Annotated in this window: 12 protein-coding genes; 4 read left to right on the top strand and 8 right to left on the bottom strand. The window is 69.2% G+C overall.

What is annotated here, in order from left to right:
• The 6 genes from LDQ05_RS05710 to LDQ05_RS05685 form a co-directional block, all read right to left on the bottom strand.
• Positions 1–512 (bottom strand): MFS transporter (locus LDQ05_RS05710; RefSeq protein WP_226435920.1); only part of this gene is annotated, 512 nt, incomplete at its 3' end.
• 150 nt (positions 513–662) lie between these two features.
• Positions 663–2,768 (bottom strand): 3-hydroxyacyl-CoA dehydrogenase NAD-binding domain-containing protein, encoded by a 2,106-nt coding sequence (locus LDQ05_RS05705; RefSeq protein ID WP_226435919.1) that lies wholly within the window; start codon positions 2,766–2,768, stop codon positions 663–665.
• On the bottom strand, positions 2,768–3,988 hold the full coding sequence (locus tag LDQ05_RS05700; protein WP_226435918.1) for a thiolase family protein: 1,221 nt from the start codon (positions 3,986–3,988) through the stop codon (positions 2,768–2,770). The genes LDQ05_RS05705 and LDQ05_RS05700 overlap by 1 nt, the downstream gene beginning before the upstream one ends.
• A gap of 139 nt (positions 3,989–4,127) precedes the next feature.
• The gene (locus LDQ05_RS05695) at positions 4,128–5,417 is read right to left on the bottom strand and encodes an HRDC domain-containing protein (RefSeq protein WP_226435917.1); all 1,290 of its coding nucleotides are present in this window, start codon (positions 5,415–5,417) and stop codon (positions 4,128–4,130) included.
• Positions 5,418–5,427: 10 nt separating this feature from the next.
• Positions 5,428–6,855 (bottom strand): WS/DGAT/MGAT family O-acyltransferase, encoded by a 1,428-nt coding sequence (locus LDQ05_RS05690; protein WP_226435916.1) that lies wholly within the window; start codon positions 6,853–6,855, stop codon positions 5,428–5,430.
• Positions 6,856–6,907: 52 nt separating this feature from the next.
• Positions 6,908–7,489, bottom strand: coding sequence for a DUF3000 domain-containing protein (locus LDQ05_RS05685; RefSeq protein ID WP_226435915.1), 582 nt, complete (start codon positions 7,487–7,489; stop codon positions 6,908–6,910).
• 147 nt (positions 7,490–7,636) lie between these two features.
• Here LDQ05_RS05685 and hemE point away from each other — a divergent pair, with 147 nt between their 5' ends.
• The 4 genes from hemE to LDQ05_RS05665 all read left to right on the top strand — a co-directional run bounded on the left by hemE (position 7,637) and on the right by LDQ05_RS05665 (position 12,146).
• The gene (gene hemE / locus LDQ05_RS05680; RefSeq protein WP_226435914.1) at positions 7,637–8,734 is read left to right on the top strand and encodes a uroporphyrinogen decarboxylase; all 1,098 of its coding nucleotides are present in this window, start codon (positions 7,637–7,639) and stop codon (positions 8,732–8,734) included.
• Entirely contained in the window at positions 8,731–10,086 is a 1,356-nt protein-coding gene (locus LDQ05_RS05675; RefSeq protein ID WP_372461039.1) for a protoporphyrinogen oxidase, read from the top strand. Before hemE ends, LDQ05_RS05675 begins: the two co-directional genes overlap by 4 nt.
• A gap of 5 nt (positions 10,087–10,091) precedes the next feature.
• A complete protein-coding gene (gene hemQ, locus LDQ05_RS05670; RefSeq protein ID WP_226435913.1) occupies positions 10,092–10,787 on the top strand; it encodes a hydrogen peroxide-dependent heme synthase in 696 nt (231 codons plus the stop codon).
• 90 nt (positions 10,788–10,877) lie between these two features.
• Positions 10,878–12,146 (top strand): serine hydrolase domain-containing protein, encoded by a 1,269-nt coding sequence (locus LDQ05_RS05665; protein WP_226435912.1) that lies wholly within the window; start codon positions 10,878–10,880, stop codon positions 12,144–12,146.
• A gap of 48 nt (positions 12,147–12,194) precedes the next feature.
• Here LDQ05_RS05665 and msrB read toward each other — a convergent pair whose 3' ends face one another.
• Positions 12,195–12,623 (bottom strand): peptide-methionine (R)-S-oxide reductase MsrB, encoded by a 429-nt coding sequence (gene msrB / locus LDQ05_RS05660; RefSeq protein WP_226435911.1) that lies wholly within the window; start codon positions 12,621–12,623, stop codon positions 12,195–12,197.
• Between the two features lie 59 nt (positions 12,624–12,682).
• Positions 12,683–13,969 (bottom strand): glycosyltransferase family 87 protein, encoded by a 1,287-nt coding sequence (locus tag LDQ05_RS05655; protein WP_226435910.1) that lies wholly within the window; start codon positions 13,967–13,969, stop codon positions 12,683–12,685.
• Between the last annotated feature and the right edge of the window lie 38 nt (positions 13,970–14,007).

Below are 14,007 nucleotides of genomic sequence, written 5' to 3'. Positions count from 1 at the left end.
TCGTTGGATGCGCCGCCGGCTGCGTTCTGCAGGATCGCGTCGGACAGCAGCGCGGTGAAGATGCCGAGGGTGATGGCCAGTTGCTGCAGGGACGCGAGGCTTCCCCGGTAGCGTGCGGGTACGATCTCCGAGATGTAGGTCGGTGCGATGACAGAGGCGATGCCGATGCCCAGACCGCCGAGGACGCGCCAGAGCATGAGGTCGGGCACGCTGAACGCCAGCGCCGAACCGACGGACGAGACGGTGAACAGGATCGAGCCGAGCACCATCACCTTCTTGCGGCCCCAGCGGTCGGCGAGCTGCCCGGCGAACCAGGCGCCGACCGCGCAACCGAGAAGCGCGATCGCGACGGTGAATCCGGTGAGGAACGATCCGAGTTCGAAGTGGCCCTCGATCGAGTCGACGGCGCCGTTGATGACGGAGCTGTCGAAGCCGAACAGGAATCCACCGACCGCCGCGGCGACCGTGACGGCGATGACCTTGGCGGCGTGCCCGCCGGACTGCTGTGTCATCAGGAGACCTGCTTTCGTCGGGCGTTGCTGCCACGCTGTGCAAGACGAATCCAAGGTACGCCCGGGATGCCCGCGCGGACGGTGGATTACACAACGACGGCGCATCACCGTGCTGGTGATGCGCCGTCGTCGGCGTGAGCGGGGTCCGTGTCAGACGCTCGCGACTCCCGGCTCCAGGAAGCGCTTGCCGTTGACGGCCTCGGAGGTGCCGGTGCGGTCCAGGTACGGGGTGATACCACCGTTCCAGAACGCGAATCCACCACCGAGGATCAGGCACAGGTCGATGTCCTCGGCTGCCGCGACGACACCCTCGTCGAGCATGATCGCGATCTCCTCGGCGAAGGCACGACGGGTGCGGTCGAGCACCTCCTCCGCGGTCGACGGCTTGTCGCCCTGCGGCCACAGCGCGGCCACCTCGGGATCGACGACCTGACCGCTGTCACCGTAGGTCCACACGCCCGGCTTCCGGGCCTCGACCAGCGCCGACAGTCCGGCCGACGGGGTGAACCGGTCGGGGTAGGCGGCCTGCAGGGTCTCGCCGGTGTGCAGCGCGATCGCCGGCCCGACGAGTGCGAGCAGGGTGAACGGGCTCATCGGCATGCCGAGCGGAGCGACGGCGTTGTCGGCGACGTCGAACGGGGTGCCTTCGTCGACGGCGGCGATGACCTCACCGAGGGTGCGGGTGACCAGGCGGTTGAACACGAAGCCGGGCTTGTCACCGCACAGCACCGCGGACTTCTTCAGCGACTTGGCGGTCGCGAAGGCGGTCGCGAGGGTGGCGTCGTCGGTCTTCTCGCCGCGGATGATCTCGAGCAGCGGCAGGACGGCCACCGGGTTGAAGAAGTGGAAGCCCACGACTCGCTCGGGGTGCTGCAGATCGGCAGCCATCTCGGTGATGGACAGCGACGACGTGTTCGTCGCCAGGATCGTCTCGGGCGTGATGTGCTGCTCGAGTTCGGCGAACACGTTCTTCTTGACGTCCATGTTCTCGAACACGGCCTCGATGACGAAGTCGGTCTTCGCGAACGCGGCCTTGTCGAGGGATCCGGACACGAGCGCCTTGAGGCGGTTCGCGGCGTCGGGGGACAGGCGGCCCTTGCCCTGGAGCTTGTCGATCTCGGTGTGGACGTATCCGACGCCCTTGTCGATGCGCTCCTGGTCGATGTCGGTGAGGATCACCGGCACCTTCAACTGCTTGACGAACAGCAGCGCGAGCTGGCTGGCCATCAGGCCCGCACCGACGATGCCGACGCCGTTGATCTTGCGGGCGAGGGACTTGTCGGGTGCTCCGGCGGGCCGCTTGGCCCGCTTGTTGACAAGGTCGAACGCGTACAGGCCGGCCCGCAACTCGTCGGTGAGCAGGAGATCGGCGAGCGCGGCGGTCTCGGCGTCGAATCCGCGGCCGAGGGACTCCGGATCGGCGATGTCGGTGGTGCGCGCGAGCTCGAGCAGCTCGAGTGCCCGTTCGGCGGCGGGGGAGTAGCCGCGGGTCTTGCCCGCGACGAGTGCCTTCGCCCGGGCGATCGCCGCGTCCCAACCGGCGCCGCGGTCGATCTCGGGGCGGTCCGGGGTGATGTCACCGGCGAGCACCTTGCCGGCCCACGCGAGGGACTGCTCGAGGAAGTCGGCGGAGCCGAGAACCACGTCCGCGTACCCGAGGGACAGCGCCTGCTTCGCGCGGATCGTCCGCCCGTTGTTGAGGGGATTCTCGAGGATGAGGGTGACGGCGTTGTCGGGACCGACGATGTTCGGGAGGAGCTGCGTGCCGCCCCAGCCGGGCACGAGGCCGAGCATGACCTCGGGGAGGCCGAGCGCCGGGACGTTGTCGGCGACGGTGCGGTAGTGCGCGTGCAGCCCGACCTCGAGGCCACCGCCGAGCGCGAGACCGTTCACGAATGCGAACGTGGGGATCTTCGAGTCGCGCAGGCGGCGGAACACGTTGTGGCCGAGATCGCCGAGTTCGACGCCCTGGGCGCGCTCGGTCACCGACGGCACGCCCTTGAGGTCGGCGCCGGCAGCGAAGATGAACGGCTTGCCCGTGACCGCGATCGCGGCGGGATCGGCGGCGAACGCACGGTCGAGCGCGGCATCGAACTCGGCCAGGCCCTTGGGGCCGAACGAGTTCGGCTTGGTGTGGTCGAACCCGTTGTCGAGCGTGATCAGCGCGATCTGCTTCTCGACACCCGGCACGGACACCAGCGTGGTGAAGGCGTGGGTGACGACCTCGTCTGCGAATGCGTTGGTGATATCGGTCATTACTTGACTCCGGCCTCGTAGTCGACGTGGTTGGGGTTCTCCCAGATGACGGTTCCGCCCATGCCGAGGCCGATGCACATCGTGGTCAGGCCGTAGCGGACGTCCGGATTCTGGGCGAACTGGCGCGACAGCTGCGTCATCAGTCGCACACCCGAGGAAGCGAGGGGGTGGCCGCACGCGATGGCGCCGCCCCACTGGTTGACCCGCGGGTCGTCGTCGGCGATACCGAAGTGCTCGAGGAACGCGAGCACCTGGACGGCGAACGCCTCGTTGATCTCGAAGAGGCCGATGTCCTCGATCGTCAGTCCGGTGCGGGCGAGGACCTTCTCGGTGGCGGGAACCGGGCCGATGCCCATCACGGCGGGATCGACGCCCTGGAAGGCGAAACCGACCATGCGCATCCCGACGGGGAGGCCGAGTTCGGCGGCGGTGTCCTCGCCGGCGAGCAGGCACGCGGTCGCGCCGTCGTTGAGGCCCGCGGCGTTACCGGCGGTGACGCGACCGGCGGATCGGAACGGGGTCTTGAGCTTCGCCAGGTCGTCGACGGTGGTTCCGGGGCGGGGCGGCTCGTCCTCGGTGGCCAGGCCCCAGCCCTGCGCGGAGCGGGTCGCGACGGGCACGAGGGTGTCGGCGATCAGGCCGGCCTTCTTCGCGGCGTCGTACTTGTTCTGCGACGCGACGGCGTAGGCGTCGGTGCGCTCCTTGGTGATCGACGGGAACCGGTCGTGAAGGTTCTCGGCGGTGTTGCCCATGACGAGCGCCGACGGATCGACGAGCCTGTCGCTCATGAAGCGAGGGTTGGGGTCGGCGCCCTCGCCCATGGGGTGACGACCCATGTGCTCGACGCCGCCGGCGATCACGACGTCGTACTGGCCGAAGCCGATTCCCGACGCGGTGGTGGTCACCGCGGTCATCGCGCCCGCGCACATGCGGTCGATGGCGAAACCGGGGACCGTTTCGGGCAGCCCCGCGAGGATCGCGGACGTGCGGCCGATGGTCAGACCCTGATCTCCCGTCTGGGTGGTCGCGGCGACCGCGACCTCGTCGACACGGGCGGGATCGAGCTGCGGGTTGCGGCGCAACAGTTCCCGAATGGCCTTGACGACGAGGTCGTCGGCGCGGGTGTCGGCGTAGATTCCCTTGGCCCCGGCCCGGCCGAACGGGGTCCGTATGCCGTCGACGAAGACGACGTTGCGTTGGTTCGAGGTGGTTGAAGCCACGTGTTGTCCTCCCGGTGGAGCAGTGCCCTCGCCGACACCTGCCGCGGCGAGGAGAAGCCACCCGGGCGCCGTGCGGCGCCCGGCCTCGACCACACCCTACCCCCAGGGCTACCCGCGGGTAACTTATCCCCTCGATGTGTCAGCGGTCACCGGCGAGCGCCTTGGCCAGTCGAGGCACGGTGAGCGCACGCTGCCAGGGGCGGGCACCGCCCGCGTCGAAGGAGGCATCGATGTAGTCGACGATATCGACGTCCTGCGCCGGATCCCAGTCCCAGCACAACCGCCGGACCAACTCGGGACCGACGAGATTTTCCACCGGAACAGACACCTCGGCGGCGAGCGCCGCGAGCTCGGTGCGTGCGTCGGCGAGTCGCGCCGCCGCCTCCGGGTGGTGCCGCGACCACCGCCCCGCGGGCGGCGGACCGGAGAACGGCTGCACCATCGGTGGCAGCGCGGAGTCCGGGAGGTCGCGGGCACGCTCGATCGCCGACAACCACACACGCGACGAGCGCCGCTGACGGGGACCACCGAACACCGGAAGTCCGCGCAGTTCCCCGATCGTGCGGGGCATCGATTCGGCGGCCGCCACGATGGCCGAGTCCGGCAGGACACGACCGGGTGCGATGTCGCGGCGCGCCGCGATCGAGTCGCGGGTGATCCACAGTTCCCGGACGACCGCCAGTTTCCGGCGGTCCTTGAGAACGTGGATCTTCGAGGTCCGCCGCCACCGGTCCGGTTTGGCCTTCGGGGGTCCGGCCAGGCGGATGTGCTCGAACTCCTGCGCCGCCCACTCCGACTTTCCCTGCCGATCGAGTTCGTCGGCCATCGCCGCACGTAGTTCCACGAGCACCTCGACGTCGAGTGCTGCGTAGTTCAGCCACGACTCGGGAAGGGGGCGTTGCGACCAGTCCGCGGCACCGTGCCCCTTCTTCAGTTCGAGCCCGAGGGTCTGCGCGACGATCGCGGCCAGACCCACACGTTCGAAGCCCGCCAGTCGGCCGGCGAGTTCGGTGTCGTAGAGCGTTCCGGGCCGCAGACCCAGCTCCGCGAGACCCGGCAGATCCTGATCGGCGGAGTGCAGAACCCAGTCGAGTTCGTTGATCACGACTGCGAGCGGGTCGAGGTCCGCCGCGGTCGGGATGGGATCGAGCAGGACGGTGCCGGCGCCGGCGCGGCGCAGCTGTACGAGATACGCCCGCGCCGAGTAGCGGTATCCGGATGCGCGCTCGGCGTCGACGGCGAGCGGACCGTAGCCGCCGGCGAGCAGATCGGCGGCCTCGGCGACACCGCGCGCGGTGGTGATCACGTCGGGCACCCCGTCGCGGGGTGCGAGCAACGGGACGGCGGTCGCGTCGGGCGCATCGGCGGTGGAGTCGACGCGCGCATCGTCGACCAGGGACTTCTGAAGGTTGTCCTGTCCGGCAGGCATGGCCGTGACTCTAGCCCCGATCCCCGTCGCCGTCGTCGCCGGTCGTCCGGTGCGGCATCGAGGGGACGGCGTGGAGCAGCTCGTCGAGTGCCGGTGCGAAGCCGTCGGCGAGTGCCCACAGATCGGGTGCGAGATCCGGGCACGAGACGATCCCGACGTCGACCTTCCCGTCGAGGGAGAGCACGGTGACGTTGAGTGCGGCGCCGTGGAAGACGGGCCCGAGGGGATACATCGCGGTGATCCGCGCACCCAGGAAGTACAGCGGGACCGGGGGACCCGGCACGTTGGAGATCACGATGTTGTGGATCGCGGGATGACGATCCGCCAGGTGCAGTCTCGCGTACGCGCGCATGGCGGTTGCGAGGAGCGCGGGTGTGCCGAGCTGGGACCAGTCCTGCAGCAACGTGACACCGAGTTCGGAACTGTGCTCCTTGGACACCGAGTTGGCCCGCGCCAGTGTCCGCAGGCGTTCGGCCGGGTCCGCCACGTCGGTGTGCAGGTCGGCGAACATCGCCGAGACCTGATTGCGGCCGGGTCGGTCCGAACGGTCGTGCACGGAGACGGGCACGATCCCGACCAGCGACGAGTCGGGCAACTCGTCGTGCTGCTCGAGATAGTGGCGCAACGCGCCCGCGCACAGGGCGGTCACCACGTCGTTGATCTTGACGTCGAACTCCTTCGCGACGGCCTTGACGTCGGCGAGGTCCAGGCGGGCCCAGGCGATCGAGCGGTGCGACGTCAATGTCGCGTTGAACCGGGTCCGCGGCGCGGTGAACGGCGCGGGCATCGCTGCGCCGCGCCGCGCGCGCCGCACCCACGTCGTCACCGATCCGAGAGCGGACGGGACGAGTCGCAGCAGGTCCCACGGTCGTGTCACGACTCCCGCGACGCCCGACAGCGCGATCTCGAGGGTGCTTCCCCCACCCGCGCCGGAGGTGACCGGTTCGGGGCGCGGTGCGTCCGGCGTCAGGCTGCACAGTTGGGCGACCATCACCGCCGCGGTGACCCCGTCGACACCCGCGTGGTGCATCTTCGCGAGCACCGCGACCTCACCGTCGGCGAGATTCTCGATCACCCACATCTCCCAGAGCGGCTTCGCGCGGTCGAGTGTCTGTGCGGCGAGGTGCCCGCAGAGTTCGGAGAGTTCGGTGCGGGTTCCCGGCGCGGGCACCGCGATCCTGTGCAGATGCCGGTCGAGGTCGAACTCCGCGTCGTCGATCCACACGGGGTGGTCCGGATTCAGGGGACTGTCGGCGATCTTCATGCGGAACTGGGGTATCGCGTCCACCCGGGCTGCCAGTTCGGTGCGCAGATCCGCGAAGTCGTACCCTCCGGGGATCGTCGACGGATCGAGGATCATCAACCCGCAGACGTTCAGCGGCTGTTCGGGTGTCTCGAGATAGAGGAAGCTGGCGTCGAGGCCGCTGAGTCGCTGCATCCACCAATGCTAGAACACGTTGCAGGTTTGTGTGATGGTCGAGTGCACGGCATCACCGTTGCAGCCGCACCACACCCGTCGGCGGCAGTCCCGCCGCGTACGCGAGCACCTCGCAGAACGCTTCCACGTGTGGGGCGAGTGTCTCGGTCGTCGGGGTCCACGAGGCGCGGACCTCCAGCTGATGCGCTCGCGCCGGACCGGCGATGTCGCCGAAACGAACCGAACTCGTCGACGTCACGGTTCCCCCCAGCGCGGTGAACGGCTCCCCGTGCGTCTCCAGTGCATCGACCAGCCAACTCCACGCCACCTCCGGGAGCAGCGGATCCGCAGCGAGCACGGCGTCCACATCCGCCTGGATGTACGCGACCAGCCGGGAGGTGCCGTGCCAGGCCTCGTCGCCGTCGGGATCGTGCAACAGGATCAGCCGACCGAACGCGTCGCCCTCCGACTGCTCCGGGACCGGGTCCCCATCGGTGTTCCCGTGGAGCACCTCGGCGCCGAGCGCGAAACTGAACGGCGCGAGCCGCTGCGGTGGCCGGATCGGCGCCAGCTCGATCTCCGGGCGCACGGTGGCCGTGTTCATCGCGTCGACGGCGGCGCGGAAGCGGGCCGGCTCTGCGGGCGACGTGGTCACGGCAGCCGACGATAGCGGCGGTGACCCAGCACACGCGGGAGGCGCGCCGATTCCGGCGGACCGGGCACCCGTGGCAGCATGAGCGGCGGACCGTGCCGCGGGAACATCGAACGCGCCACGGCGACACCGCCGAGAGAACGAGGATCGATGACCGGCCTGGAGAACACGAACGTCGGCTCCCCCGAGCCCGCACAGTATCCCGCCCGACGGGTGCTCACCCAGGCGCCGTTCCTGGCCGCGGCCCGCGGCCTGGAACCCGCCCACCGACCGGTGTGGTTCATGCGCCAGGCAGGGCGGTCGTTGCCCGAGTACCGCGAGATCCGCGCGGGCGTCGGCATGCTCGAATCCTGCTTCGATCCCGCGCTCGTCTGTGAGATCACGCTGCAGCCGGTGCGCCGGCACGGAGTGGACGCGGCGATCCTGTTCTCCGACATCGTCGTTCCGCTCAAGGCAGCGGGAATCGACCTCGACATCGTCGCCGGCACCGGACCGGTGGTCGCGAACCCCATCCGGACCGCAGCCGATGTGCACGCACTGCCCGCGCTCGAACCCGACGAGGTGGGGGCGGTGGCGCGGGCCGTCGGACTGCTGATCCGTGAACTCGGCGACACGCCGCTCATCGGATTCGCCGGAGCACCGTTCACCCTCGCGTCGTATCTCGTCGAGGGGGGCCCCAGCCGCAATCACGAGCGGACCAAGGCGCTCATGCACGCGGACCCGCAGACCTGGCACACACTGCTCGGGAAGCTGACCGACATCACCGTCGCGTTCCTCCGCGCGCAGCTCACCGCCGGTGTCGACGCCGTCCAACTGTTCGATTCGTGGGCGGGTGCGCTCTCGCTCGCCGACTACCGCGAATACGTCCTGCCGCACTCGCAACGAGTCTTCGCGGAGGTGCAGGCGGCCGCGGTGCCGCGCATCCACTTCGGGGTGGGCACCGGCGAACTCCTCGGCGCCATGGGTGAGGCCGGCGCCGACGTCGTCGGTGTCGACTGGCGGGTTCCGCTGGACGTCGCGGCCGGTCGCGTCGGTGCGGGCAAGGCATTGCAGGGCAATCTCGACCCGGCGATCCTGTTCGCCGGCCCCGACGTCGTCGAGACCGAGGTGCGTCGCGTGATCGCAGAGGCCGACCGCGCGCGTGCGGCCGGAGCCACCGGACACATCTTCAACCTCGGCCACGGGGTGCTTCCCGACACCGACCCGAGTGTGCTGACCCGGGTGGTCGAACTGGTCCACTCACTGTGAGCGTGCGGGTCGCCGTCGTCGGCGGCGGTATCAGCGGCCTCGTCGCCGCGTACCGGGTGCGCACGGCACTGGGCCCGGAGGCCCGGATCATCCTGCTGGAGGAGACCGACCGGCTCGGCGGCAAACTCCGCACCGTCCCGTTCGAGGGCGGTCCCGTCGACGTCGGCGCCGAGGCGTTCGTCGGCCGCAGGCCCGAGGTGCCGGCGCTCCTTGCCGAGTTGGGCCTGACCGACCGGCTCGTGCACCCGGCCGGCGCCCGCCCGCTGCTGTACGCCGGTGCACGGCTGCACCCGATGCCCACCGGCACCCTGATGGGAATCCCCGCGGACGCCGAGGCGGTCGCCGGACTGGTCGACGAGGCGACGCTCGCCCGCATCGTCGCCGAACCGAACCGTCCGTTCGACTGGGACCGCAACGCAGACATGTCCGTCGCCGCACTCGTCGGTGACCGTTTCGGAGAGCAGGTCGTGCGGCGCAGCGTCGACCCGCTCCTCGGGGGCGTCTACTCCGGACTGTCCGATTCCGCCGGGGTCCGTGCGGCGGTGCCCGCACTGGCCCGCGCGCTCGACGACGGTGCCACCAGCCTGACCGCCGCCGTGACGCGTGCACTGCCGCCGCCCTCGGACACCCCGGTGTTCGGCACACTCCGCGACGGCTACGGGGCGCTGCTCGACGCTCTCGTCGAGGCCGCCGGTGCGGACGTGCGCGTCGGCACCGCGGCATCCGGTCTGCGTCGGCAGGGGAGGAGGTGGTGGCTCGACCCCGTCGGTGAGGTCGACGGCGTCATCGTGGCGGTACCCGCCCCGCGGGCCGCCGAACTGCTCGCCGCCACTGCTCCTGCCGCTGCCGGGCACGCCGCGCGGATTCCCCTCGCGTCGTCGGCGGTGGTGGCGATGGCGTTCGACGGCGATGCCGAGTTGCCGCAGAACTCGGGGATCCTCGTCGCGACCGGAGAAGCGCTCGCCGCAAAGGCGTTCACACTGTCCAGTCGCAAGTGGCCCCATCTGGCGGAACGAGGTGTCGCGCTCGTGAGGGCCTCCTTCGGGCGGTTCGGCGACGACACGCTCGTCGACGCGGACGACGACCAGCTGATCACCCTGGCTCGCGCCGACCTCGCGACCGTCACCGATGTGGTGGACGAGCCGGTCGCCGCGTTCGTGCAGCGCTGGCGCGGCGGCCTACCGCAGTACCGCGCGGGGCACACCCGAATCGTCGACGCGTTCGAGCGTGAGATGGCGACGGTGGACGGTGTCGAGGTGGCCGGCGCAATGCTGCACGGGGTGGGTGTACCGGCCTGTGTCGAATCAGGCACAACGGCCGCAGCGCGTCTCGTCACCCGAGTGGCAGGATGAACGCCATGGCACGTCTCGATTTCGACAAGCTCAACTCCACGCTCCGCTACGCGATGTGGTCGGTTTTCCAGGTTCAGCCCGGTGCGCTCGGCGACGACCGGACGGAGGCCGTCGAGGACTTCCAGAAGTTCCTCGCGTCCTTCGACGGTACCGACGTCGTCGTGCGCGGCATCTACGACATCGCCGGTATGCGCGCCGACGCGGACTTCATGTTCTGGACCCACGCCGAGCGCATCGAGGATCTGCAGAAGTTCTACGCGGACTTCCGGCGCACCACGATCCTCGGACGGGCCAGCGCCCCGGTCTGGTCCAACACCGCCCTGCACCGCCCCGCCGAGTTCAACAAGAGCCACCTGCCGGCGTTCATCGCGGGCGAGGAGCCCGGCGACTACATCTGCGTGTACCCCTTCGTCCGCTCGTACGACTGGTACCTGCTGCCCGACGCCGATCGCCGCACGATGCTCGCGGACCACGGCAAGGAAGCCCGGCCGTACCCGGACGTGCGTGCCAACACGGTGCCCGCCTTCGCGCTCGGCGACTACGAGTGGATCCTCGCGTTCGAGGCTCCCGCGCTCGACCGCATCGTCGATCTGATGCGGGACCTCCGGGCCACCGAGGCTCGCCGTCACGTCCGGGAGGAGACCCCGTTCTTCTCCGGTCCGCGGGTCGCTCCCGAGGCGCTCGTCGCGTCTCTGCCCTGACGCTCGCGGCGCTTCCGCGACGGGCGGACGGACGGCCGATGATGTGATACATCTCACCGTCCGATGCTCGTCGCGGTAGTGTCGGAGGCCATGAACGACAGTGCGGTTTCCGGGCGTGTTCTGCGTGCAGGCGGGGTCGCGGTCGCACTGTCGCTCCTCGTGGGAGGGTGTGCCGACACGACCGACGACACCGGCGCGACGTCACCACCGGCCGCCACGTCCGCTCCGAACGGCGACTCCGACTCCGCAGTCGCCGAGGTGCACGCCCTCGATCAGGAAGAGTTGCAGGCGACACTCGACGCCGGCGCGCAGGAGTTCCTGTCCCCGGGCGCGGTCGCGCTGCTCATCACACCGGACGGCACCGTCACGGCCACGTACGGCACCACCGAACGTGACGGCGGTACCGCGGTGACCGTCGACGACCACATCCGGGTCGGATCGAACACCAAGACGTGGACGGCCACGGTGATCCTGCAGTTGGTGCAGGAGGGCGTTCTCGCGTTGACGGACCCCGTCTCGAAATTCCGCCCCGATGTCCCCGACGGGGAGAACATCACGATCGAGCAGGTTCTGAACATGACGTCGGGCCTGTTCAACTACAGCGAGACCCCCGAACTCAACGAGGCACTCGACACCGATCCGCAACGCGTGTGGACCCCGGACGAGTTGCTCGCCCTCGGTCTCGCGAACCCGCCGTACTTCCCTCCCGGGGAGGGGTACCACTACTCGAACACGAACTATGTGCTCCTCGGGTTGATCGCCGAGCAACTCGAGGGACGGCCGCTCGAGGAGATCCTCGGGGACCGCATCTTCGACAAGGCGCAGCTGACGAACACATCCTTCCCGGTCGGTACCGACTCGGCGCTGCCCGAGCCCTACTCGCACGGGTACTTCTTCGGGACCAACATGCTCACGCTCACCGATCCGGCGTTGCCGGAGGACATGCAGGAGCAGGCCCGCAACGGGACACTCGCGCCGAGCGACGTCACGAACGTCGACCCGTCGTGGGCATGGGCCGCCGGCGCGGGGATCTCCACCGCCACCGACCTCGCGACGTGGGTCGATGCCTTGACCAGCGGTGAGATGCTCACCGCCGACCTGCAGCAGCAGAGGCTGGCGAGCATCCGACCGACCGATCCGTCGAACCCGCAATCCCCCGGGTACGGGTGGGGCATCGCGAAGCTGGGGCCGATGTACGGGCACACCGGTGAGCTGCCCGGATACAACTCGTTCATGGGCTCCGACCCGGACAACGACATCACGCTCGTGGTGTGGGCGAACCTCGCGCCGGGAGTGGACGGCCGCGACCCGGCGTCGACGATCGCGAAGAACATCATCGACACGATGTACGGGCAATGATGCGATCCTCCGGTTCGCCGTCGACAGGCACGCGGTCGGCTGCCGGAATCATTCCTCCGGAACGAGGCGCAGGGAGATCGAGTTGATGCAGTACCGCTGGTCGGTCGGCGTCGGATAGCCCTCGCCCTCGAACACGTGCCCGAGGTGGCTGTGGCACGACGCGCACAGCACCTCGACCCGGCGCATCCCGAGGGAGTCGTCGGTACGCAGGAACACCGCGTCCGAATCGGCGGGATCGAAGAACGACGGCCATCCACAGTGCGAACGGAACTTCTCCGTGCTGCGGAACAGTTCAGCGCTGCACGCACGACACTCGTACACACCGTCGGTCTCGGTGTCGGTGTACTCACCGACGAACGGCCGCTCGGTGCCGGCCTGCCGGAGCACCGCGAACTCCGCCGGAGTCAACCGCGCACGCCACTCGTCGACGCTGAACGACACCTTCGGGACGGGGACCGGTCGGGGGGTGGAAGTCATGGCCTACACGCTAGCCACGTCGCAGCGGGACCGCCACGAGCGAGCATTCCGCCGCGCGATCACCGGTGAACGCGCCCCGCTTCGGGGTCCGCAGGCGCCACCGTCGCCGGTACCGCGGTCGACGTGTCCTTCGGCGGTAACAGGTGGAACGGTTCGATCCCGTCGGCGAGCCGGTTCTCGCGGCGAGCCGCGAAATACCGGTCGACGAGGACCGCGAACACCACCACGAGCAGCAGCGACCACCCGAACGTCGTTTTCATGTACTCGGCGGCGCGCCCGGCCTCCACCCAGCGCCCGGACAGCCACGAGTCGTAGCTGAGGAACCCGTAGGCGGCCAGCCAGGCCGGCCAGTTCCGGACCGTCGAATTGGGCAGCAGCACCGTCATAAACAGGGGGAACAGCATCATCGAGTAGTACATCTGCCCGAGCGAGCCGAGCAGGAAGGACGCACACAGCAGCACACCGGTCGAGGTGCAGACGAAGAACACCTCGTCGTCGCGGCAGTAGCGGTAGAGCAACCACAGTGACACGAGCACCATCACGGCGAGTACCAGACGGAGGCCGAGCACGAGCCAGCCGGGCAGGCCGTAGTACATACCGTTGCCGACGATCGCGCTGTTGAAGTAGTCGCGCGCCTCGAGCAGATACGGCACGGTGTGCTCGACGAACTGCCACGCGTCCACCGACAGCGGCCACGCGATCACCGTCAACGCGATCGGGACGCCCGCCGCGGTGAGGAACACCTTCCACTGACGCCGCACGAGCGGGAGGAACAGCAGTGGGGCGAGCACCGGTTTCACAGCGAACGTCAGGCCCAGTGCCGCACCCGCCCACAGATCACGACGTTTCAGCAGCAACGTCAGGAACGCCATCTCACCGAGCAGCACGAGGCCGTTGATGTTCGTGAACACCAGCGTGTTCGTCACGGTCTCCGACGCGAACGCCGCGAACACGAGTACCGGGGCGACCGGCGAGTCCAATCGCCGTCCGAACATCCGCAGCAACAGATACAACGCGATGAGGATCGCGATGGCGTTGGCCCCGATGAACAACCAACGTGACCGCTCCGGGTCGATCGCCGCGATAGGGGAGATCAGCAGCGTTCCCGACGGTGGATACAGGTAGTGAGGGTCCACCCAGTCGAAGTTGGCGGTGTACACCGGGCGGCGATTGAGGAACGCCAGGGCCGCGTTGTACACGGGTGTGAAGTCGTCGGTACGGAATCCGTTGACGGCCTTGACGACGACGCGGTGCAACACCGTCAGCACGGCCAACGGCCACACCACGCACTTGACCACCTCCGCGGTGGTGCGGGCGGTCCGAGGCTCGAGACTGCTGAGGAACACTACGGCACGGTACACCGCGGAGCCCCGGCTCGGTGCAT

This window comes from Rhodococcus yananensis (genome assembly GCF_020515525.1).
GTDB classification, from domain to species: domain Bacteria; phylum Actinomycetota; class Actinomycetes; order Mycobacteriales; family Mycobacteriaceae; genus Rhodococcus; species Rhodococcus yananensis.
Note: the sequence above shows the minus strand (reverse complement) of the source record. Positions and strands in the feature narration are given on the sequence as shown.

What these genes read in the sequence shown, in the direction of transcription:
- LDQ05_RS05695 (WP_226435917.1), bottom strand. Translation starts at nt 5,417, where the DNA reads ATGCCTGCCGGACAGGACAACCTTCAGAAGTCCCTGGTCGACGATGCG.
- msrB (WP_226435911.1), bottom strand. Translation starts at nt 12,623, where the DNA reads ATGACTTCCACCCCCCGACCGGTCCCCGTCCCGAAGGTGTCGTTCAGC.
- LDQ05_RS05690 (WP_226435916.1), bottom strand. Translation starts at nt 6,855, where the DNA reads ATGCAGCGACTCAGCGGCCTCGACGCCAGCTTCCTCTATCTCGAGACA.
- hemE (WP_226435914.1), top strand. Translation starts at nt 7,637, where the DNA reads ATGACCGGCCTGGAGAACACGAACGTCGGCTCCCCCGAGCCCGCACAG.
- LDQ05_RS05705 (WP_226435919.1), bottom strand. Translation starts at nt 2,768, where the DNA reads ATGACCGATATCACCAACGCATTCGCAGACGAGGTCGTCACCCACGCC.
- LDQ05_RS05665 (WP_226435912.1), top strand. Translation starts at nt 10,878, where the DNA reads ATGAACGACAGTGCGGTTTCCGGGCGTGTTCTGCGTGCAGGCGGGGTC.
- hemQ (WP_226435913.1), top strand. Translation starts at nt 10,092, where the DNA reads ATGGCACGTCTCGATTTCGACAAGCTCAACTCCACGCTCCGCTACGCG.